Annotated in this window: 21 protein-coding genes, 2 pseudogenes and 1 riboswitch; of the genes and pseudogenes, 3 read left to right on the top strand and 20 right to left on the bottom strand. The window is 40.4% G+C overall.

Annotated features, from left to right (window positions below; genetic code table 11):
* Positions 1 to 214: 214 nt before the first annotated feature.
* Positions 215 to 653 (bottom strand): annotated as a pseudogene (locus tag AS030_RS12475) (SMI1/KNR4 family protein).
* 327 nt (positions 654 to 980) lie between these two features.
* Here AS030_RS12475 and AS030_RS12470 point away from each other — a divergent pair.
* Positions 981 to 1304: a hypothetical protein gene (locus AS030_RS12470; RefSeq protein WP_061972205.1), complete on the top strand. Its 324-nt coding sequence runs from the start codon at positions 981 to 983 to the stop codon at positions 1302 to 1304.
* Positions 1305 to 2331: 1027 nt separating this feature from the next.
* Here AS030_RS12470 and AS030_RS12465 read toward each other — a convergent pair.
* Complete coding sequence (locus AS030_RS12465) at positions 2332 to 2877, bottom strand: MEDS domain-containing protein (protein WP_061972203.1); 546 nt, start codon at positions 2875 to 2877, stop codon at positions 2332 to 2334.
* 510 nt (positions 2878 to 3387) lie between these two features.
* Here AS030_RS12465 and AS030_RS24820 point away from each other — a divergent pair.
* Positions 3388 to 3522: pseudogene (locus tag AS030_RS24820) on the top strand (5'-nucleotidase C-terminal domain-containing protein); the annotation flags it as partial.
* A 315-nt stretch (positions 3523 to 3837) separates the two neighbouring features.
* On the opposite strand, the gene AS030_RS12460 reads toward AS030_RS24820, so the two are convergent.
* The 10 genes from AS030_RS12460 to AS030_RS12425 form a co-directional block, all read right to left on the bottom strand.
* A complete protein-coding gene (locus AS030_RS12460) occupies positions 3838 to 4500 on the bottom strand; it encodes an ABC-three component system protein (RefSeq protein ID WP_061972201.1) in 663 nt (220 codons plus the stop codon).
* Positions 4501 to 4967: 467 nt separating this feature from the next.
* Entirely contained in the window at positions 4968 to 6479 is a 1512-nt protein-coding gene (locus AS030_RS12455; RefSeq protein ID WP_074440550.1) for a phospholipase C, read from the bottom strand.
* A 215-nt stretch (positions 6480 to 6694) separates the two neighbouring features.
* Complete coding sequence (locus AS030_RS23055; protein WP_338082330.1) at positions 6695 to 6829, bottom strand: JAB domain-containing protein; 135 nt, start codon at positions 6827 to 6829, stop codon at positions 6695 to 6697.
* A gap of 207 nt (positions 6830 to 7036) precedes the next feature.
* A complete protein-coding gene (gene sufB, locus AS030_RS12450; RefSeq protein WP_061972198.1) occupies positions 7037 to 8434 on the bottom strand; it encodes a Fe-S cluster assembly protein SufB in 1398 nt (465 codons plus the stop codon).
* A 121-nt stretch (positions 8435 to 8555) separates the two neighbouring features.
* Complete coding sequence (sufU, locus tag AS030_RS12445) at positions 8556 to 8996, bottom strand: Fe-S cluster assembly sulfur transfer protein SufU (RefSeq protein WP_061972195.1); 441 nt, start codon at positions 8994 to 8996, stop codon at positions 8556 to 8558.
* On the bottom strand, positions 8986 to 10206 hold the full coding sequence (locus AS030_RS12440; protein ID WP_061972193.1) for a cysteine desulfurase: 1221 nt from the start codon (positions 10204 to 10206) through the stop codon (positions 8986 to 8988). The genes sufU and AS030_RS12440 overlap by 11 nt, the downstream gene beginning before the upstream one ends.
* Entirely contained in the window at positions 10206 to 11504 is a 1299-nt protein-coding gene (sufD, locus tag AS030_RS12435; protein ID WP_061972191.1) for a Fe-S cluster assembly protein SufD, read from the bottom strand. Before sufD ends, AS030_RS12440 begins: the two co-directional genes overlap by 1 nt.
* Positions 11505 to 11525: 21 nt before the next feature.
* Complete coding sequence (gene sufC, locus AS030_RS12430; protein ID WP_061972189.1) at positions 11526 to 12311, bottom strand: Fe-S cluster assembly ATPase SufC; 786 nt, start codon at positions 12309 to 12311, stop codon at positions 11526 to 11528.
* Between the two features lie 206 nt (positions 12312 to 12517).
* Positions 12518 to 12655, bottom strand: a complete 138-nt coding sequence (locus tag AS030_RS24915; protein WP_170834173.1) for a YuzK family famiily protein — start codon at positions 12653 to 12655, stop codon at positions 12518 to 12520.
* A gap of 269 nt (positions 12656 to 12924) precedes the next feature.
* Positions 12925 to 13299 carry a carboxymuconolactone decarboxylase family protein gene (locus AS030_RS12425; protein WP_082635809.1) on the bottom strand — a complete coding sequence of 125 codons (375 nt, stop codon included), beginning with the start codon at positions 13297 to 13299 and terminating at the stop codon, positions 12925 to 12927.
* A 158-nt stretch (positions 13300 to 13457) separates the two neighbouring features.
* Between AS030_RS12425 and AS030_RS12420 the strand changes: the two genes are divergently transcribed.
* Positions 13458 to 14303 carry a metallophosphoesterase gene (locus tag AS030_RS12420; protein ID WP_061972187.1) on the top strand — a complete coding sequence of 282 codons (846 nt, stop codon included), beginning with the start codon at positions 13458 to 13460 and terminating at the stop codon, positions 14301 to 14303.
* An 82-nt stretch (positions 14304 to 14385) separates the two neighbouring features.
* Here the strand turns inward: AS030_RS12420 and AS030_RS12415 are convergent, their stop codons facing one another.
* From AS030_RS12415 to AS030_RS12380, 8 genes are all read right to left on the bottom strand, one after another.
* Entirely contained in the window at positions 14386 to 14820 is a 435-nt protein-coding gene (locus tag AS030_RS12415) for an RDD family protein (protein WP_061972184.1), read from the bottom strand.
* A gap of 96 nt (positions 14821 to 14916) precedes the next feature.
* Positions 14917 to 15744, bottom strand: a complete 828-nt coding sequence (locus AS030_RS12410; RefSeq protein ID WP_061972182.1) for a MetQ/NlpA family ABC transporter substrate-binding protein — start codon at positions 15742 to 15744, stop codon at positions 14917 to 14919.
* Between the two features lie 24 nt (positions 15745 to 15768).
* On the bottom strand, positions 15769 to 16434 hold the full coding sequence (locus tag AS030_RS12405) for a methionine ABC transporter permease (RefSeq protein WP_061972179.1): 666 nt from the start codon (positions 16432 to 16434) through the stop codon (positions 15769 to 15771).
* On the bottom strand, positions 16427 to 17452 hold the full coding sequence (locus tag AS030_RS12400; protein ID WP_061972949.1) for a methionine ABC transporter ATP-binding protein: 1026 nt from the start codon (positions 17450 to 17452) through the stop codon (positions 16427 to 16429). Before AS030_RS12400 ends, AS030_RS12405 begins: the two co-directional genes overlap by 8 nt.
* A gap of 78 nt (positions 17453 to 17530) precedes the next feature.
* Positions 17531 to 17644, bottom strand: a riboswitch (SAM riboswitch).
* 57 nt (positions 17645 to 17701) lie between these two features.
* Complete coding sequence (locus AS030_RS12395) at positions 17702 to 18025, bottom strand: hypothetical protein (RefSeq protein ID WP_061972177.1); 324 nt, start codon at positions 18023 to 18025, stop codon at positions 17702 to 17704.
* 101 nt (positions 18026 to 18126) lie between these two features.
* Positions 18127 to 19416 (bottom strand): anti-sigma factor domain-containing protein, encoded by a 1290-nt coding sequence (locus tag AS030_RS12390; protein WP_061972174.1) that lies wholly within the window; start codon positions 19414 to 19416, stop codon positions 18127 to 18129.
* A 104-nt stretch (positions 19417 to 19520) separates the two neighbouring features.
* Positions 19521 to 20270: an RNA polymerase sigma-I factor gene (sigI, locus tag AS030_RS12385; protein ID WP_061972946.1), complete on the bottom strand. Its 750-nt coding sequence runs from the start codon at positions 20268 to 20270 to the stop codon at positions 19521 to 19523.
* Positions 20271 to 20673: 403 nt separating this feature from the next.
* Positions 20674 to 21003: a thioredoxin family protein gene (locus AS030_RS12380; RefSeq protein ID WP_061972171.1), complete on the bottom strand. Its 330-nt coding sequence runs from the start codon at positions 21001 to 21003 to the stop codon at positions 20674 to 20676.
* Positions 21004 to 21006 lie beyond the last annotated feature (3 nt).

Genomic DNA, 21006 nt, shown 5'->3' with positions numbered 1-21006 from the left:
TTCGATTTTAACAGCTACTATTCTACATATTTTTTATAAAAAAAATCGGTATCGAACTGAAAAAGCCCAGCAAAAGAACAACTATGTTTTTCATATGAAGAATTGCGACCAAAAACGACGTCTGAATCGTCTAATATAGAAGAATAGGAAACCAAAACCTTCGAATTTTAATTTGTGGATCTTTCATAAACGCACCCGATTGTTGAAGAAATATTTATTCGTCCTCAAAATCTACCTCGTTCTCTTTTGATATTGAGATTTTAAATTCTTTCAAATTAGGGGTATACTCTTCAAGCACTCCATCTTCGTGATTCCAAATATAAATTTCATTCCCCATTATTCCGTCATTTACTTTAAGACATAATTTATCTCCCGTACCATCATCACCGATAGTAATGAGGTCTTTCGACATACGTTCTTCTTCTCTAAACTCAGTGTTTTGTCTAACAATATCATCCCAGGTCTTTTTAGAATTTTCTATGGTCTTTGATAGGATAAAGAATCCATTCACCTATTTCTGCATTATTAACTAATTTAAAAAGTGCTTTATATTGCTCTGGAAAAACTGCACCTAACTTATCTTCTGTTGCTTTGATATCCGACTCATCTACCCCTATTTTCCCTGTATGAATTAAATCTCTTACATCTTTCATTTTAATAAGCACCTGCCATATTAGTTTTAAGAGGATTTTCAACTTTTCAACTTTTATTTAGTATTTTCTTTCTTCAACAATCCTGCCCTATAGTTGCATAAGAAAAGGAGCTTCTGATCAGCTGCTGGCATCCATTTGCTTGTATCACTTTCAAAATCTCTTTATTGATTTTCTTCGGAGTCGTAATGGAACCAATAATATAATCCCGCTGGTTTCGCTCCCAGTTATTCTTACCCCGAATACCTACTTTAAGCGTGGAAGCTGTGGAACTTGGTGAAGAAGATCCTGACGGACTATTTGATGAATTAGAGGGAGTCGCACAGGGACTTGAAGAAAAAGTCTCGACCCATTACCAACGGTATAGAGAATGAAAAGGATACTGAAAAACGCAAAGAGATGCGACAAGTACGCAGTAGGTTTAAGAAGCCACTTAAGCTCATTCGCAAAGATTTCTTGCCTCGTTTAGCGAAATATAAGGAACAGAACGAATTAATTCGGAAATCGGAAAAGTTACTCCAAAACGGACACCGGGCCACGTTTATGCGCATGAAAGAAGACCACATGAAGAACGGCCAGTTGAAACCAGGCTACAACGTACAGATGGCGACCGAGAACCAATTTGTTTTGTTTTATTGGTCAGCAAGTTTATGACGAGTTTTGGCTGGTGCAGGAATAAAAGGAAAAATTCGGTTTAATGTTCGGGTTTAAACATAGAGAACCCCCGCCTGAAAACTGATATATTAAAAGAAGGATTCGATTTACCTACTTTCATTAGTACGGATATTTACGAATCCCTTTTACTTTTGGTTTCAGATTAAAAAAAGACTACATGGAGCAGTTTACCTACGAACGAACAACAATACATTCGAGCTTTCAAATACAACACGAAAGCCATTTCTTAAAAGGCAACTTTCCACATGCACTATATCTTCCCCTTTTCTTAGAAATTCTCTACACGGGCCTGCACTGCCAATGATAGAAAAATCAGCAATACGAAAACGTCTCGATCTGGGAATACTTTCAAACACAATAACCACAATATCCTTCGGTCGGGGTGCCATTTCTTTACTTACCTCCCTTATACTGAATTTAATCGTTATATACTTATTAAATGCGGTTCGACGCCGAAGAGACAGGGACAAACACGGAGTCGTTACCTTGTTTCTTTTCTAATTAATAAACATAACTATAAACATGTATTTAATAATGGAGCCCGAAGCAATACTTTTGAATATTAATATTCAATAGTGGGCGTAGATGTGGTCTAGTTTACATAAAGTCAATTAAAAAAAAACTGATTCGCTTTAGAGCAAATCAGTTAGCTTATTTGGCAATTAAAAAATGCTATAAATGGCAGTATCTTTTATGAATGTAAAAAGAGCCAAAATACGCAAGTAGTGCATAAAAACTTGCATATTTTAGTCTCTTTAATTTTATGCCTTATCGTGCAAGTAGTTGTAAATTCCTTGATTAGGTAAGTTATATATTTAATCATTTATTCAATATATTTTAATTAAACGTAACCTGCCCTATACTGAAACAAAAAAACCGGCTGCCAAAGCAGTCATTCCTTCCTCAACTAACGCACCCTTTAGTTCAACAAGAAAAAAGCCGCCGTTCATGCAGTCAGTTTTGAATATCAAAATGAATTAGGTGAGAACAAAACTAAACATAGCAACTATTCTATAATTGTTCTGATGTAATAAGCGGAAGGACGAAGTTCAATGTCTGTCATGAGGAATTCATGGCTTTTCATTAAATTTTGCATTATAGATTCAGTTATTGTTGCTGTATCATATGCGCAAACTGATACTAACCCCATTTCATTTACGCTTTTATTTGCTACTTCTTCAAATTGATTTAATTTTTGTTCTATTTCTAGCTGATGCCCCCACTCTACATGAGCCCATGTTCGAATCGTTAAATTTTCATCAAGGAACGGTTTTAAAATTTCGCCAAAATCCGCTACAATCGTTGGCGTATGAAAATCCCCGTGTTTACAGTAGAAAGCAAAGTTGTCTGTATAGTGTACGTTAGACAATTCTTCAGCGGTAAGCACTAATCTAACTTTATTAAATATCCTTACAGAAATGCTTTCATTTTCGATTAATATTATATGGTCTCCTTGTTTAATACCGGAGACTATAAAAGAGACAGCATTCTCTATATAATAGTCAATTTGTTCAAAGTGATAAAATATATGTTCTCCATTGGATAATTTCAACGTATGGTCTCCTTTTTAACTGTATTGTAACACTACAAAACATACATCAAGACAAGTGAATATCGGAATAAAAAATATATTTTCACAATCAGTCATTTACCTAAATAACAGCACTTATCTGAAATTTTCATACTTTTCAGGATATATTTCCAAAATTCAAGGATTCGGCTGTGAAAAGATTCTAAAAGCTGATAATAAAGCATTCCACCATAATTTAGTCCTGGATAAAGAATGTTTAATGTTTCAACACCACGTTCGTTGAGAAGATTTAAAAGTTCCTAGGGTTTGCTCTAAAGATGCTTTTAGATTTCCCAACAAGTAAGCCATAGTTCTACCTCCCCATAGATGCTCTATGTTAAGTGGTCAATTACTTATTTATTGTTACTACCCTATTTATATATGCGCTTAAACCATTATTCTTTTTTGCCGAACCTTGTTGAACTAACCTGCCCGTTAGCACAATAAAAAAAACGGGATCACCGCAGCCATCCCAGTTAAGTAAAGTATGACGATTCTAAACCTGCAGGAGAAAAGGTTGTAGAAATCACACTGCCAGATGGTACACCGCTCGACCCGTCTAAAACCTATACTGCAACAGTGAACAGCTTCATGGCAAGCGGTGGAGATGGTTATACCACATTATAAGATGGCCAAAACAAAGTCGTTGATATCGTTGATATCGATGCATTAGTAAAATATATCAAGTCAAAAGGCGAAGTAAATCCTTCGATCGACGGCCGAATTACAAAGTTAAATAAATAAGTAATAAGTATGGCGAAAGGAGTGCTATAGATGCACTCCTTTTTTTGTTTGTCTAGTTTAAAAAATCCAGGTTGATGACCATGATCCTCCATCCCACATCGTTGTACCGGCGTTACATCATTCCCCTTAACCTTTGATTCTAGGGGGTAAGTTCTAATTGATAAATTTCTCGCAATCTTGCTTACTTCTTTTACTTTTTTAAGCGTGATCAATTATGCCTTCAAAAACATCATTTTTTAATTCCTCAAACGCATTAATACCATCAGGTAAAATATCTCTCTCGAATAATTTCAAAGATTTCAGCTTCAAAAAAACATTTTTTTGTCTAATAAAGTGATTTAACTCAGTATCAAATTGATTTAATTCTAAAGTAGTATTTATTGAATTTTTGTGATAAACAGAATATGCTTCGAGTAGTTTCTCAACATATATCTGTTCGTGTTCATTTATATCGTCAGGTGGTAAAAATGATTCAGGTCTAGATGGAATTATTCCTCCAAATCTATAAAAGTGATATCTTGTTTCAGAGTGTTGTACAATAAGTTCTTGGGGTTCGATATCCTTAATAATCGAGAAATCGAAACTCTCAAGATAATCCTTAAAATCACCTTCTAAAAGCACTTGTTCCTTCTTAGTAATGTCATCCTTACATGTCTTATCCCATTCTTTTAAAAGCTTCTTTTTGAAATCGTTAGGTTTATCAATTAATTTACTTAATTGTGGCCCAGCACCTTTTGGGGATACAAAGTAGTAGTTTTTAGGAACAGAGAATTCCTTTTTATATGTGTAATAAATCATTTTTCCTATTTTTAACAATGCCGTTTTAGGAGTAATTGGTCCATTGTAATGCTTGTATCCCACTCAGCGTTCTCATCTTGTGTATATTTTATATAGCCGACTACATCTCTCCCCATATCTCCAGATCCAGTCAAAAAGGTACATATTTAGGATTTTGTTTTTGAAATTAGTTTGAGAACAAATAAATACAAGAAAGAGACCTGGTGTGACTTTAAGAGAAAAATTGCACACTTTTTAAACGCTAAATTGCACATGGAGTTTATTAAGTACATTTCTACTTGATTTGGCGTTAGCTTCAACGTCTATATGGGGGTTAAGATCCAGAAGAAGAACGTTGAACCGACATTCATTAAAAAACAATGTACGGTGAATATGGAAAAGGCACGAATATGACAAAAAGTAGCCTCGTTCATTAACTGCGGGGAAACAATCGCTTTAGTTAACAAGAATAAGGATTCCACAATATTTTATCCACACTTTCTTAATTAAAAGAGTTGGCCAAAAGGCCAACTCATCTTTCCTTCATTTATTTACTTCTTCTTGATTGGCTGTCCGGTTTCTGGATCAAGGAACAGTTTTTTATCCGAAGGGGCATGATTTAAGTCAAACATGTTTTCCATGCTGCCTGCAACCGAATCAAACGAATAATCTCCTATTTTTCCAAGACTCCAGTTATCCTCAATAAATCGAAGAATGGATGTTTGATCCGTTAATGAATGATCCACAAAATTCTTCTTCGCATATGGCGAAATTACAAGCAATGGCAAGCGAGGACCAAATCCGGCTCGATCTTTATAGGAGCCCAATCGAGGCTTTCCAGCATCTCCAGGACCATAAAGTGCGTCTGTTTTCAGATCATCTGAACCGTTAACCAGAGGGTTATGCATCACGTGATCATACCAACCATCTGAATCATCGTAGGCTAATACAACGGCAGTTTGTTTCCAGTCTGGCAGCTTTTGAAGATGGTTAATGGTATTAACGATGAAATGCTGTTCATCGAGCGGATCAGAATAACCTGCATGGCCATCTTGATAGTTGGCCGCTTTGAGGAAACTTACAGCTGGCATGTTACCTTTATCGGCTGCTTTCCAAAAGTCTTCAAGATCATATTGATGGTTCGCTTGATCGTTATGCCCAATTTTTTCAACAGAACTTGGCGGCAAGTGGTCCGGATTGGCTGTTGATTTATAGTATTGGAATGGCTCATGGTGCGGATTGTAATCTGTACTGTATTGGCCCGCTATGTTGGCGTGTTTAGCAGTGGTATCTCTGAAACCTCCCTGAAACCAGCCCCATGTAACGGATTTTTTGTTCAAAAGATCCCCAACATTTTTTCCATCCATAGCGGCTTGTGCCCGTTTTGTATTAGAAGCATTGTCATAATGAGGGTCCGGGTCACCAATCACTGATCCATTTGCGATATTTTCTTCAATATCTCCTACTTTCACACCATTTACAAATCCTGTTCCACCGTGGGTTTGGCCAGAGATCAAGTTAAGTGCTCCTGGAGTGGAAGGCCCAAACGTTGTATTAAATGAATTATCGCTCATTGCGTAGTTTTGCGCGTAATTCCACAGGCCGGTAACTGTATTGCCATCATAATAATCCATTACGAGGGATTTATCGGTTCCACCTGATGTATTCTCCACAAACTTGTCCATTTTCCCACCGTTGAATGCTTTTTGTTCAGCAGTATACTCATGGTCCATATCATCTGTTACTGCTTGTGCACGGCTTAATCGCTTTGGATTAAATTGGTTTGGGTTATTGGTAAGAAGTTCTTTTGACAAGCCATTCACCGATGGTGTGTTTGGCTTAGCAGTAAATTTAGGTTCACCGTCTGGATTTTTAGCATGTGGATACGTGCCGAAATAGTGGTCAAATGAAACATTTTCACCAAATAAAACAACCACGTGTTTAATCGGTGTTTTAGTATCTAGGTCTGGATTAACTTGCGTGTTGTTCCCTGCATGCGTTGTAGAACATGCCATCGTAGAGCATAAAGCGGCTATTCCCATTACACTGAATAACTTTTTCATAGCTGTCTCCTTTATATCGTACCGATTGAAGATTCTGTTACATATCAAGACTAATGTTCAATTATTAACTTTTAGTTACAAAGCTTTTAAGTTTTAGTTTAAACTTATTTTTTTGAGGGATGACAAATATGTGTTGATTCCAGAGGATGGCAAGTTAATAAAAACAGCATTTTGAAAAAATAGAAGGAAGAGATTTTCATCCCTTCCTCCTGTTTTTACACATAGCCCTTTTCCTTAAGACTTGTATAATTTGCTTGAGCATTTACAATTAAATGATCCAGAACTTCAATACCCAATGTCTTACCTGCTTGTGCCAAGCGGTTAATAACTTCTACAAATTTAAAAGTCAAACAGCAATAATCAACTATATTGGTTCAGCATTCACTTGTCGGAATCGATTCACAAGCCACTTACTTCCCTCTTTCTGCAAGAAAACTTGCACCATAATGGCTGAAAAAACAAATAAAAAATTTCGAGTTGGCACAAAGTTGGCAAGACATTAATAAATACATAAAAAAGCCTCGGTATATTCCTTATATACCAAGGCTTTTCGCTATTTATCCGATAGAACCTTCCATCTCGAACTTGATGAGACGGTTCATTTCAACCGCATATTCCATTGGAAGTTCTTTTGTAAATGGCTCGATGAAGCCCATTACGATCATTTCTGTTGCTTCTTGTTCAGAAATACCGCGGCTCATGAGATAGAACAACTGATCTTCTGAAACTTTAGAAACGGTAGCTTCGTGCTCCAGCGTGATGTTGTTGTTTAAAATTTCGTTGTACGGAATGGTATCTGATGTGGATTGGTTATCCATAATCAGCGTATCACACTTGATATTGGACTTGGATCCTTCAGAACGGCGCCCAAAGTGTGAAATTCCGCGATACGTTACTTTACCGCCATGTTTTGAAATGGACTTCGAAACAATGGTGGATGAGCAGTCAGGTGCGAGGTGAAGAACTTTTGCCCCTGCATCCTGGTGCTGTCCTTTACCGGCAATCGCGATGGAAAGGATAGTGCCTTTTGCTCCGCGGCCTTTCATGACAACAGCAGGATATTTCATGGTCAAACGTGAACCAATGTTTCCGTCGACCCATTCCATTGTTGCATTTTCTTCGGCAACCGCACGCTTTGTAACAAGATTATAGATGTTGTTTGCCCAGTTCTGAATCGTTGTGTAACGCGCATAGGCGTTCTTCTTAACAATGATTTCTACAACCGCACTGTGAAGTGAATTGGTTGAATAAACCGGTGCTGTACATCCTTCTACGTAATGTACAGAGCTGTCCTCATCGGCAATGATCAATGTACGCTCGAATTGACCCATGTTTTCCGAGTTAATTCGGAAATAGGCTTGCAGCGGAGTATCACATTTCACGCCTTTTGGCACATAGATAAAGGATCCACCGGACCAAACAGCTGAGTTCAATGCTGCGAACTTGTTGTCGGATGGAGGGATTACAGTACCAAAATACTGCTTGAAGATCTCTTCATGCTCACGAAGCGCAGTATCTGTATCGGTAAACAGAATACCCAGTTCAGTAAGATCCTCTTTCATGTTGTGATATACAACCTCTGATTCATACTGTGCCGAAACACCAGCAAGGTATTTTTGCTCAGCTTCAGGGATTCCAAGTTTGTCGAATGTCGCTTTAATTTCTGGCGGCACTTCATCCCATGACTTTTCAGACTTCTCGGACGGCTTTACATAGTACGTAATGTCATCAAAGTTTAAGTCTTTTAGGTTTCCGCCCCATTGAGGCATAGGCATTTTATAAAATTGCTCTAATGATTTCAAACGGAAATCGAGCATCCATTGTGGTTCGTTTTTCATTTTGGAGATTTCTTCTACTATTTCTTTTGTCAATCCGCGTTTTGAGCGGAAAATCGAAACGTCTTTATCGCGAAAACCATACTTGTATTCGCCGATTTCAGGCATTTTTTTAGCCATCGTTTCATCCCTCCTTAAAGGATACAATTCTCTTGCAATGGCACTTATTCTTATTGTAGCACATCATGCATTTATCACAAGGAAACAGGCAGGGGGCCGTGCTCCTGTCCTTTTCGCTTTTTTAATTCTCTTCTTCGTTTCCGACGCCCTTCTCCATTGCCTTCCATGCAAGTGTTGCACATTTAATTCTGGCAGGAAATTTGGAAACACCCTGAAGGGCTTCGATATCCCCCAGATCAAAAGAAGTGTCATCATAATCTTTTCCAAGCATCATATCATAAAAGATATGAGCAAGCTTGATCGCATCCTCAACAGATAAGTTTTTTACCGATTGCGTCATCATACTGGCAGAGGCCAGGCTGATGGAGCAGCCTTCACCATCAAACTTTGCATCAGCAATCTGTCCATCCTCCACTTTCAGGTGGAGCTGGATGCGGTCACCGCATGTCGGGTTATTCATATTAATGGTCACTGTATCTTCACCAAGCTGACCCTTGTTGCGCGGGTTCTTGTAGTGATCCATAATGACTTGGCGGTAAAGCTGATCTAAATTAGAAGACATGGCCGAAATACTCCTTTGTCGTGACCAATCCTTTTACGAAAGAATCAATCTCGTCTTTGGTGTTGTACAGATAAAAGCTTGCACGGGCAGTGGAAGAGGTATTTAACCATTTCATCAGCGGCTGTGCGCAATGATGTCCAGCACGAACGGCAATCCCTTCTGCATCAAGTACAGTAGCCACATCATGAGGATGGACTTCGTCGATATTGAAGGTTACGATGCCGGCACGCTCTTTCGGTCCGTAAATCGTAATTCCCTCCATTTCAGACATCTGTTCGATTGCATACTTCGCAAGCTCTTCCTCATGTCTGTGGATATTATCCAGCCCAATATCCGAAAGAAAATCAATCGCGGCACCAAGGCCAATGGCACCCGCAATAATAGGGGTACCCCCTTCAAATTTCCACGGCAGTTCTTTCCATGTTGAATCGTAAAGATCAACGAAATCAATCATCTCACCGCCGAATTCTACAGGTTCCATCTTGCTGAGAAGCGCTTTTTTCCCGTATAGGACTCCAATGCCTGTGGGTCCGCACATCTTATGGGAAGAAAAAGCAAAAAAGTCACAATCGAGGTCTTGAACATCGACCTTCAAATGAGGTGTGCTCTGTGCTCCGTCAACCACCATTATCGCCCCGTGTTTATGGGCAATGGCGCCAATTTCCTTTACGGGGTTAATGGTGCCAAGAACATTGGAAACTTGCATAACCGATACAATCTTAGTATGTTCAGTAACTGTGTTTTCCACGTCCTGAAGATCGATGGAACCATCTTCTTTTAATGGAATATATTTAAGCGTTGCTCCGGTTTTCTTGGCCACCTGCTGCCATGGAATAATGTTGCTGTGATGCTCCATCGGCGTGATGACAATCTCATCGCCCTCCGACAGGTTGGACAAACCATAGCTGGCTGCCACTGTATTGATAGAAGTTGTTGTCCCCCGTGTAAAAATCACTTCCTGCGTGGATTTTGCATTAATAAAACGGCGGACCTTTTCGCGTGCACCTTCATAGGCATCCGTTGCCCGGGTACCCAGGGTATGCACACCACGGTGAACGTTTGAATTGTATTCGCGGTAATACTTTTCCAGCGCTTCAATGACAGGTACCGGCTTTTGGGAAGTTGCGGCACTATCAAAGTAAACAAGCGGTTTTCCATTGACTTCCTGATGCAGGATCGGAAACAGCTTTCTTACTTCTTGTGCGTTCATTATCTTACTTTCCTTTCTATTACCTCAACCAAACGTTTTTTCACGGATTCAAGCGGCATTTCGTTCACCACAGGTCCAAGGAATCCATGGATGATCAATCGTTCAGCCTCAGCTTTTGATATTCCCCGGCTCATAAGATAGAACAATTGAATCGGATCAATTCGTCCGACTGAAGCAGCATGTCCCGCCGTAACATCGTCCTCATCAATCAACAGGATCGGGTTGGCATCACCACGTGCTTTTTCACTCAGCATCAAGACGCGTTCTGTCTGTTCACCGTTCGATTTTGTCGCACCATGCTCGATCTTCGTAATTCCGTTAAAGATGGAACTTGCAGCGTCCTTCATTACACCATGTGTCAGGATGTAGCCTTCTGAGCTTTTTCCGTGGTGGAAAATTTGAGCCACAAAGTTTTGCTTTTGATCACCTTGGCCGATGTTTACCGTTTTTGTATCAGTAAATGACCCATCGCCTACAAGGTGTGTTGTATTATCTGAAACCGTATTTCCGTCGTTCAGCTGACCCAGAGCCCATTCAATTCTGGCATCCCGTCCCGCACGGCCTCTGCGGTAAATATAAGAAGTCATGCCTTTCGCCAAGTTGTCTACGGCACCGTAAACGACTTTCGCTCCAGGACCTGCAAAGACTTCTGATACGATATTGGAGACAGAGTCTCCTTCATTGTTGGTGGAAAGATAGTTCTCAACATAGGTTACAGAACTGTTGTCTTCTGCTGCAACGATGACGTGATTTAAAAGTCCTGCCTGCTCATCATCATGGAAATAAATCGCTTGAAGCGGAGCCTTTACTTCAACATTTTTAGGAACATGGATGAACGCTCCATTGTTGACTAAGGCAGCGTGAATAGCTGTCAGACGGTTTTCATCAACGCTGACTCCATCCTGCATGAAATATTTCTGAAGAAGGTCTCCATGTTCTTTCGCAGCCGTAACAAGGTCAGTAAAAATAACGCCTTGTGCAGCCAATTCATCAGTTACTGATGAACGAAGCGTTTTCCCGTTTTGAATGACAAGAAGGTTTCCTGCTTCCCCATCTTCACCAATAAGGGCTTTTACTTGTTCAGGCAGCTCAGTTCCGTTCTCTTTGCTGCTGATATGGTTAAATTCAGTAAGGTTCCATTTATCAATTTTCGTTTTATCCGGCTTTGGCATTGGCAACTGCTGTGCAAGCTCCAAAGCGCGCAAGCGAAGGTCTAAAAGCCACTGTGGTTCCTGGCGGCTTTCAGAGAACTTGCTTACATAATCTTTGTCGTATTTAAATGAAGTTTCAACTGACATGTACAAATCCTCCTAACTTGCTTACGCCTCTTGGCCAACAGTTTCGTCTTCGATTCCGAGTTCTTCCTTAATCCAGTCATAGCCTTCTGCTTCAAGGCGCTGTGCAAGTTCAGGTCCTCCTGATTTCACAATGCGGCCTTGCATCATTACGTGGACTTTATCCGGCGTAATGTAGTTAAGCAAACGCTGGTAGTGAGTGATGATCAAGCAGCCAAACTCAGGGTTTCTCATTTCATTTACGCCTTTGGCAACAACTTTAAGTGCGTCAATATCAAGACCGGAGTCAATTTCATCAAGAATTGCAATTTTCGGTTCAATCATCATTAATTGAAGAATTTCGTTACGTTTCTTTTCACCACCGGAGAAGCCTTCATTCAAGTAACGGTGTGCAAATGAGCTGTCCATTTCAAGAAGTTCCATTTTCTTATCAAGCTCACGGATAAATTTCATGAGAGAGATTTCTTGGCCTTCCTCACGGCGGGCGTTAATGGCAGAGCGCAAAAAGTCCGCATTCGTAATACCGCTTACTTCACTTGGGTATTGCATTGCAAGGAAAAGTCCTGCTTTTGCACGTTCATCAACTTCCATCTCAAAAAGATCTTTTCCGTCAAATGTAACGTTACCCTCGGTTACTTCATACTTTGGGTGCCCCATTAACGCTGAAGATAAAGTGGATTTACCTGTTCCGTTCGGTCCCATGATTGCATGGATTTCCCCGCCATTTATTTCAAGGTTTAACCCTTTGATAATTTCCTTATCTTCGATAGAAACACGCAGGTTTTCAATCTTTAAGTTTGGTGTAGACATATGCATTTACCTCCATCTTATATTTCAATGAAATATATTGTTAATGTGAACAAGAATGAAAGCTTCTCTCATTCCATTCTCAATTTATTCTCATTCTAATATTATAACAAATTTATTTTATCTTCAACCTTATGAGCTTTCCGGAAAAAGATAAATCAAACAGAAAATCAGCATTCGTTGGTTGAATGCTGATCCCACTTCATATACTATAGGATTTTTCGTTCCATTTCATTACTTACTTCCAAACTTTTTTGATATTCTTTTTCACGTTCTTGTTCAATATCCAACCGTTTGTCAAGATTGCGTTCATACTCAGCGTAACCAATGCCATGATTCTTGTGCATAGCCTTTTCCATTTCAGAAGTGTGGTTAACTTTAATCGAGTGAATAATAAATCATCCTTTCGTGTTATGAACACTAATTATTACCACTATTAGCCTAACAAACGTATGATTCCTTATCAATTTCCATATTCTACGATATGAAAAAAGCCTATACGGTATACACCGGATGCACTTTAATGCCTTCCATATCCTTATAAATCCGGTTAAATCCTCTCCCGTTCTTCCATTTTCTGAAAAGCGAAAAAAGAAGCTCCCTCTGGAACTCCTTTTTACTGCATGGGATTATTTAATTCCTGAATGCATTCCTGTACCAGTGTCACTCCCTGGCTCATCGCCGCACCTCCTCCAAAAGCTGCTGCTACTCCAACAGCTTCGAGGATTTCATTCTCACTGGCTCCCTGATCCAGACACCCTTTTGTGTGATAAATAATACAATATTCGTCCTGGGCACAAATACTGATTCCCAAGGCAATCAGCTGTTTATTTTTCTCAGTGATTTCCCCCTCTTTAAAGCAGTGACGGGTAAATTCATTGTAGGAATGAGCCAGTTCGGGCATATGGTCCGTATACTTTCCAAGGCCTTCCTTATACCTGATCAAATGAAATTGCGTTGAATTCTTTCCGGCCATTTCTTGATGTTCCATTTGTTTCATCCTCCTGTCCTTAAAGTAGACAAGTCTTAGTATGAGTTAATGCTTCTTGTCTTATGCCTTTCACTTTTTCCAACAGAAATTTTTGTTTCCACTTAAAAAGGGAATATAATGAGAGAAAAGACGTTATAAGAAAACAGAAGGAGAAAGAGATGGAAGAGGAAAAAGTTAAAAAATCATTGATAGCCGGATCTGTTGGTTTAGGGACAATAGCAGCTGTTGCAGGCACTGCCGCAATTTATTCTTCATTCATAGAGCCTTACTGGTTTGACATTAAGAAAGTGACCATCAAACTGCCTCGCCTTCCCGAAGCGTTTAAAGGGGTACATATTGTTCAGATCAGTGATTTCCACCTTGGATTTCATTTCAGAACAAGACATATCAATAAGATGGCTGAAAAAATACAGAAGCTGCAACCGGACCTTGTCATTTTTACCGGAGACCTGGTCAATTCGAAACGTTCTCGCAGGTCTGCAGTAAAAAGCATACCAGGCTTAAAAAGTATTGAAGCTCCGCTTGGAAAATTCGCTGTGCTCGGAAACCATGATTACCTTGAAGACATTGATACGATCTCTGAGCTATTGAGAAAAAGCGGCTTCGAACTGCTTGTAAATGAGAACAGGAAACTGACAAAGGGGAATGACAACTTCTATATCGCAGGACTTGATGACTACCTGCAAGGAGAAGCAGATATTGAGAAATCTCTGGAGGGCATTCCGGAGGATCAGTTCACACTTTTTCTCGCCCATGAACCGGATTATTTTAAGGTAAGCTCAAAATTCCCCATCGATCTTCAGCTGTCTGGCCACAGCCACGGCGGTCAAGTGCGGATGCCGCTGTACGGGCCAATTATCACTTCACGTATGGGAAGAAAATTCCACACCGGCCATTATGAGTCAGAAGAGAAACATTTGTATACCAACAGAGGAATGGGAACGACCCACCTTCCCTTTCGCTTCTTTTGCAGGCCGGAGATTACATCCATTGTTTTAGAATAGAAACATTTTTGTGGGAATTTCCAGCAACAAAGTTACGAAAACAAAAAAGACGGCTCCCGGACCTGGAAGCCGTCTTCTTTACTTATCCTTCCTTTTGAGGCGGAAGATGGGTGACATAGGTTCCTGCGATAAAATCATGAATACTTTTTTTATCTTTTCGAATCCCAACCATAAAAGCACTGACAATCAATCCAATTCCAAGCGTTACTGCGTAAATAATCCCTCCGACCAGAACTCGCATCAGCATGGCACCAAGCCCCAGCTTGCTGCCATCAGCTTTAACGATCCGAACCCCGCAGATTCTCTTTCCAACCACGTACCCCTGCCAATAGATGGGCAGCAATAGGGCATAGAGGAAACTGATGATATCGAGGTACCAATTTTCTCCCGGTTGACCGGAAGCAAAGTCTCCGGTAATTAAAAAACCAATGATAGCTAATGGAATGCCGATAATAATGCCATCCAGCAAACAGGCTCCTACCCTGATCCAAAATCCCGCTGGCTGTTGAACGTCCATCTTGTACCCCTCCCTGATTGGTTAGTTTTAAGTCATCTAACTTTATTACAATGGGACAAAAAAAAGAACAGCCTGTGGCTGTCCTTTTATGGCACCTTATTTGTTTACTGGTACAACTGCTCCTTTGTACTTCTTCTTAATGAAATCCTGGATTTCTTTTGAATGAAGAACCTGCACAAGGGTTTTGACTGTTTTGGCATCTTTATCGCCTTTACGTACAGCGATAATATTGACAAACGGTGAATCTGCGCCTTCAAGTGCGATCGCATCTTTTTGAGGATTCAATCCAGCATCAATCGCATAGTTGGTATTGATCAGCACCGCATCGCCTTCACCATTTTGGTAGGCTTTTGGAAGTAGTCCTGCTTCAACATCCGCTTTGAATTTAAGGTTCTTTGGATTTTCTGCAATATCCTTGATTTGAGCATTATAGCCTTTGCCTTTTTTGAGCTTGATCAGCCCTTCTTTTTCAAGCAGTGACAGCATACGGCCATGGTCGGCTACAGAATTACTCATAATGATGGTTGCGCCCTTTGGAAGGTCTTTTAGCGATTTATACTTTTTGGAGTATACACCGATCGGCTCAATATGAATTCCGCCTGCATTTTCAAATTTGTAGTTTTTGTTTTCCTTCATTTGTGACTCTAAATAAGGAATATGCTGAAAGTAGTTGGCATCAATCTCTTTATTTGCAAGAGCTTTATTCGGTAATACATAGTCCTGAAACTTTTTGATTTCAAGATCAATTCCTTTTTTCTTCATTAGCGGTACAGCCTGTTCAAGAATTTCGGCATGCGGAACGTTGGATGCCCCTACAACAATTTTGTTATCAGCAAGCTTTTTATCTCCTCCGCTGTTTGCACCGCACGCAGCAAGGGCTGTTGTCATGGCCAACAAAAGAATGAGTGTAATCAATTTTTTCATGGTTTTCCTCCTGATTGTCTATTTTTATCGTTTATCCAGGCGTCGGGTAATAGTATCCCCGATAAATTGGATAAGGAAGACGATAATCAAAATAATAACTGTGGCAACAAACGTAACATCATTTTGTGTACGCTGGAAGCCGTCTAGAAAAGCCCGGTCACCTAAACCCCCTGCGCCAACCACACCAGCCATTGCGGTATAGCCCACAAGCGCGATGGAGGTTACAGTGATCCCTGAAATCAAAGCGGGCAAGCTTTCAGGAATAAGCACTTTAAATATGATTTGGGTATTGCTCGATCCCATGGATTTCGCAGCTTCAATGACTCCTCTATCCACTTCGCGGAGAGCGATCTCAACCATTCGTGCATAAAATGGCGCTGCCCCGATTATAAGTGCCGGGAGCGCAGCATTGGCACCAAGCATGGAGCCAACCAAAAAGAGTGTAAATGGTATCAACAAAATGATTAAGATGATAAAGGGTATCGAACGAAAAATATTAACGATTGCCGCTGTAATTACATTAAAAAGCTTGTTCTCCCACAAGTTTCCTTTCCCCGTAAGAAATAAAGCCAATCCTAAAAACAAGCCAATAACGAAGGTGGCAATAACAGCTACTGCAGTCATGTACAGCGTCTGACCTGTAGATGTTAACATCACATCCCATTCTACATTCGGGAACAGATTACTCATATGAAACCACCTCCACTTCGACCTGCTGTTGGTTCATGTAATTGATTGCATCAGAAACTTCTGAATCAACCCCTTCGAGCTGTATAAAGAGTGATCCATATGCACCGTTTTGTGTTTGTGAAACCTTGCCCTGAAGAATGTTAACCTGAACGTTGAATTTTCGGATAACCTCTGTGATAATAGGCTGCTCAGCGCGTCCTCCGACAAATGTCAGCTGTACAATCTTGTTTTGCGGCTTTTCTGAAGCCAGCTGTTTAATCACATCCGTTGTTTCTTCCGGTTCTGTGATCTGCTTCACAAAATCTTTCGTAATTTCCTCGGAAGGATGACGGAAGACGTCCAGGACTGGTCCCTGCTCTACCACTCTTCCGTTTTCCATGACAGCAACCCGATGGCAGATCTTCCGTATGACATGCATTTCATGAGTAATCAGGACAATCGTCAATCCGAGTTTTTCGTTAATCTCAACCAACAGATTCAGGATGCTGTCGGTGGTTTTCGGATCAAGCGCCGATGTCGCTTCATCACAAAGAAGCACTTTTGGGTTATTGGCCAATGCCCGGGCAATACCGACCCTCTGTTTTTGTCCTCCGCTCAGCTGGGACGGATAAGATTCTCCCCGGCCTTCGAGGCCAACCAGTTTAATCAGTTCATCCACCCTTCTTAACCGTTCAGCTCTTGCCACCCCGGCAATTTCAAGAGGGAAAGCAATGTTCTCCCTTACGGTACGGGACCAAAGCAAATTAAAATGCTGGAAAATCATGCTGATTTCCTGACGAGCTTTCCGAAGCCCGCTCTTGCTCAGCTTGGACAAATCCTGTCCGGCTACCGTTACACTTCCGCTCGTCGGCCGTTCCAGCATGTTCAACATACGGATCAACGTACTTTTTCCGGCACCGCTATATCCTATTATTCCGAAAATTTCACCTTGATCTATTGTAAGATTGACCTGGTCAACCGCATTGACCTGTCCGTCTTTCGTCTTAAAGATCTTGCGCACTGCATCTAAAGTTATCAAAAGACTGGATTCCTCACTTTCATAAAAAATGCCCTTCTGCGAATATGAGCAGAAGGGCATTGAATTAATATGCGCCATCTCTCATCTCCCAAAGCATGCGCTTTGCAGGAATTGGCACCATTTTAAACAGGATTGCTGTTTAACGGTTGCCGGGTTTCATCGGGCCAGTCCCTCCACCTCTCGCGATAAGAACGAAATGTTTAAGTTTTCAGCTTGCAGTATGGATTTTATCATCACGTACATTTACTGTCAAACCATTTCTTTTGTCCCTGTTCGTTGACTGCGGGCCAAGTACAGTAATGATTCGAGTTTTAACTGTTCTCTGTATGTCCCTGTAAAAGACAGCTTTCCTTGTTTGATCAGTTTGCTCAAATGACTTTCACCATTGCAAACAAGCCGTAATTCCTCATCATTGCCTGAAAGCAGTATTTTTCTTTGCTTCTCCGTGATGGTGTTGATAAAGGTGATACAGATGGTTTTCCCTTCCAGTGATACACTCGCCCTCTCATTCCCCACAAGCGGACGGAGAAAATCTGTTTTTTGAATATGATCCACCCATTGATCCCAATTCATCAAAATTCCCCCTCGTTATATCCCTTCTAAAAGGGTTCGAGGAGGCTGGACCCTCTTCCTGTAAGGATCCTTCGACAGTTAAAGGGTCCTTCTGTCGATTTTTAGCTTGCTTTCTTTTGATGACGATGACCTGGATGTTCCTTTTTGGGCGTGGCTTGGCCTCTGCCCCACTTTTTCTCATGGTTAAACCGTTGTTTTTGCGGCCCCGGTTTGTCTTTGTTCATCTTTTTCTTATGGACGGGTACGGTTTTCACCTTCATCTTGTTTTGATCCTTCGGTGAATTTCGGAAAGAAGGCTGCGGCGTTGGCTGGCCTTTTCCCGGTGGTTTCTTCCATTTTTTATCCGGATGTTTATGTACAGAGCCGAATGAATGAAACCCGGCCTGATTATTTTGACTCATCACTTTCCTATTCTCCTGCTGGGCAGGTTCAGCAGATTTAACTGTCATTTTTTTATTGCTTTGCATCGAATCCGCTTTTTTATTCGTTTCTTTATATGAGGTTTTTCTTACTGGTTCAGTCTTGGCGGATGGTTGTTTAACCGCCTTTTTTGGATGGGTCTTTTCAGGCTGGATATTTCTCTCGTTCCGCTTGATTTTTTCGGGTACTTCCATGTTTTCCTTATTCTTTTTATGCTGCTGGTCGTTTTTCTTCTCCATCTTTTTTTTCAGCTCGGAAAATGACATCTTTTTGACGTCTTTTAAAGAAAGCGGATCATGGTTTTGCTTTGCATAAAGATACATCAAATATTTCCCTGGCGATACTCCATTTTTCTTTGCTGCATTACGCTTTTTTATATCAAGGCTCTTGATGTCGATGGCTGCTTTCTCATTATAGACAGCAGCATTGCGTTTAATGGCTGTTACAGCATCTTGGAGGGATGAAGACATCTTTTTATCACTTTGATCCACAATAGTAGACGCAATCAGCACGTCCGGATTCTTGGAAAGATAACCTTGTTGGTCATAAGCATTCAACAGTGAAGAAGCAAATTGAAACAGGCTGACATCCTTCGCATACTGAAGGGAGTGGATCAGGTTTTCTCCTTCCGGGTTGAACGCTTTTACTTGAACGACCTGAAGATTTTCATTAACCGCAGCCTCGAGGCTCGGATTCACGTCAAAACTGACATAAGCCGCAACAGTATGGTCGTTGCGGCTCAACGGGTTTACACCCGAAAATAACACAAATATGAGTAGTGCTCCTATAGACAAAGAAAGTGAAGGAAGAAAAAAGCGCCTGGTCTTGCTTCTGTATAAACTAGAGACGTCATATTCCATTCCCGGCACCAGTTTTTTTCCCCGTGGCAGTTTAACCGAGACAAATGACCCGTCTTTTGTTAAAAGAATCGCTTTTCCTTTCTTAACTTCCATCAAAATACCGTTCTTCATTCCACATATCCCCCCTGAAGGCGAAGGATCTGCTTCGTATCATAACCATCATGAGCCAGCTTTTAGGCCACACGAATAATTACAACCGTTTAACTTCCCCTTATTTAAGGCTGAATATAAGACTTTAACGCTTTAAAGTCCCCTAGATATATTAGCGATACCGCTATTATATACTTTCGATTTCGCTCTATCGTTTTACGACTGCAGGAGACCATGCTTAACAAATCTTTTATGGGAAGTTGTTTTTTCTCCAATAAAAACTCAGCCATTTCCCGGTTTTCAACGAGCAGCCGGGCAATTTCTTTCGCATTTTCACGTGCATCAACGTGCTTCGGACAATGTTTGCTTAGCACTTTGAAATTCAAGTTGAAATCTTTTAGCAGCTTTTGATACTCCTCAATTTCATACACACGATTTTCAGCCTGAATGCTTTCTTCATAATGATCCATTGCCGCTTTTTGTTCAGCATAGCTATCCTCAACGCGGCCTTCTTCGTCCTCTTCATCAGGCTGGAGATAAATTAACCGGTTCTGCCTTACTTCTTTACGAATATAATCAATCACTCTTCTGCGGATCACCATATCAGCAAAAGAGAGGAATCGGCTTCCCTGTCCTTCCTGGTATTGATCAATTGCCTCATTGAATGCATACAGACCTACACTAAATTCGTCCATTGTTCGATCTATATATTGACTGCAAACCTTTGATGTCACCTTTTTAATAAAGGGCTGATAGGCTTCAATCAGTTCATTTCGTAAAAAATCATTTCCTCTTTGGATGTTCATAACTTTATCTTCAATATTATTTATAGCGCTAGTGCTGTTTTTTATTCTTGATACAAATGCAGTAGACATTGACATTATTTCACCTCTTAAATCCAGGTTGTTTTAACTTTCGGAGGACGAAATTCCCCAAAAGTCGACAGGAGCAAACAAGTTTCAAGCTCTCCTATACATTTATACCATTGATTTGTAGGTTTGTAGGATACAGTTGTATAACAATATTACAGGACTACCGCCTTTTTGTAATCTTTCTGTCACGTTTCTGAAAAAGAAAAAACTAGCTTCTGTGCCGATAAATCAGAAATTACCACTGACTTGCTTGGTATCATAGCTTTTTCAAGGGAATTTCATCTGTTTTAATGGCTGAAATGTGATGTAAAATGATTTACATATTTTTGTTTTATTTTACCACACCAACCATGTATTACATTTAAAAAACACCCCCTAAAAAAGAAAAAAGACACTGAATGTGCCTTTAAAGGTACTTTTTTAAGTTATGATACAAAAAATCAACAGATTGCATGGCATAAATCTTGCGTACGGCAATCCCGCGATTTAAAAAAAGGAGGCACGGTACACTGGTAATGTTGTATTTTTCAGCCAGTTCTGGCATGGCATTTAAATTGATTGCGCCCACCTTGGGCTGTTTGTTTCCTGGCTTGTCCAACGCTTCCAGTGTGATCTCAAGCATTCGCCTGCCCATTTTGCAGGTGCCGCAAAGTGGTGTTTGAATATAGAGAGCCGCCGGTACCTCTGCCGACTCCTCAATATAATCCTGTGTCTCTAAGTTAGTTAAATCCTTCATACT

The organism is Fictibacillus enclensis, assembly GCF_001457035.1.
GTDB classification, from domain to species: Bacteria; Bacillota; Bacilli; order Bacillales; family Fictibacillaceae; genus Fictibacillus_C; species Fictibacillus_C enclensis.
The sequence above is the reverse complement of the archived record's forward strand: the minus strand, read 5'-3'. Positions and strand labels throughout refer to the sequence as shown.

Bases quoted from the DNA above. Each gene is read 5' to 3' on its own strand.
- sigI (WP_061972946.1), bottom strand. From the start codon at position 20,270: ATGTCTACTGCATTTGTATCAAGAATAAAAAACAGCACTAGCGCTATA.
- AS030_RS12395 (WP_061972177.1), bottom strand. From the start codon at position 18,025: ATGAATTGGGATCAATGGGTGGATCATATTCAAAAAACAGATTTTCTC.
- AS030_RS12405 (WP_061972179.1), bottom strand. From the start codon at position 16,434: ATGAGTAATCTGTTCCCGAATGTAGAATGGGATGTGATGTTAACATCT.
- AS030_RS12440 (WP_061972193.1), bottom strand. From the start codon at position 10,206: ATGAACGCACAAGAAGTAAGAAAGCTGTTTCCGATCCTGCATCAGGAA.
- AS030_RS12425 (WP_082635809.1), bottom strand. From the start codon at position 13,299: ATGGAACATCAAGAAATGGCCGGAAAGAATTCAACGCAATTTCATTTG.
- sufU (WP_061972195.1), bottom strand. From the start codon at position 8,996: ATGTCTTCTAATTTAGATCAGCTTTACCGCCAAGTCATTATGGATCAC.
- AS030_RS12455 (WP_074440550.1), bottom strand. From the start codon at position 6,479: ATGAAAAAGTTATTCAGTGTAATGGGAATAGCCGCTTTATGCTCTACG.
- AS030_RS12420 (WP_061972187.1), top strand. From the start codon at position 13,458: ATGGAAGAGGAAAAAGTTAAAAAATCATTGATAGCCGGATCTGTTGGT.
- AS030_RS12390 (WP_061972174.1), bottom strand. From the start codon at position 19,416: ATGAAGAACGGTATTTTGATGGAAGTTAAGAAAGGAAAAGCGATTCTT.
- AS030_RS24915 (WP_170834173.1), bottom strand. From the start codon at position 12,655: ATGCACAAGAATCATGGCATTGGTTACGCTGAGTATGAACGCAATCTT.
- sufB (WP_061972198.1), bottom strand. From the start codon at position 8,434: ATGGCTAAAAAAATGCCTGAAATCGGCGAATACAAGTATGGTTTTCGC.
- AS030_RS12410 (WP_061972182.1), bottom strand. From the start codon at position 15,744: ATGAAAAAATTGATTACACTCATTCTTTTGTTGGCCATGACAACAGCC.
- AS030_RS12415 (WP_061972184.1), bottom strand. From the start codon at position 14,820: ATGGACGTTCAACAGCCAGCGGGATTTTGGATCAGGGTAGGAGCCTGT.
- sufC (WP_061972189.1), bottom strand. From the start codon at position 12,311: ATGTCTACACCAAACTTAAAGATTGAAAACCTGCGTGTTTCTATCGAA.
- sufD (WP_061972191.1), bottom strand. From the start codon at position 11,504: ATGTCAGTTGAAACTTCATTTAAATACGACAAAGATTATGTAAGCAAG.
- AS030_RS12380 (WP_061972171.1), bottom strand. From the start codon at position 21,003: ATGAAGGATTTAACTAACTTAGAGACACAGGATTATATTGAGGAGTCG.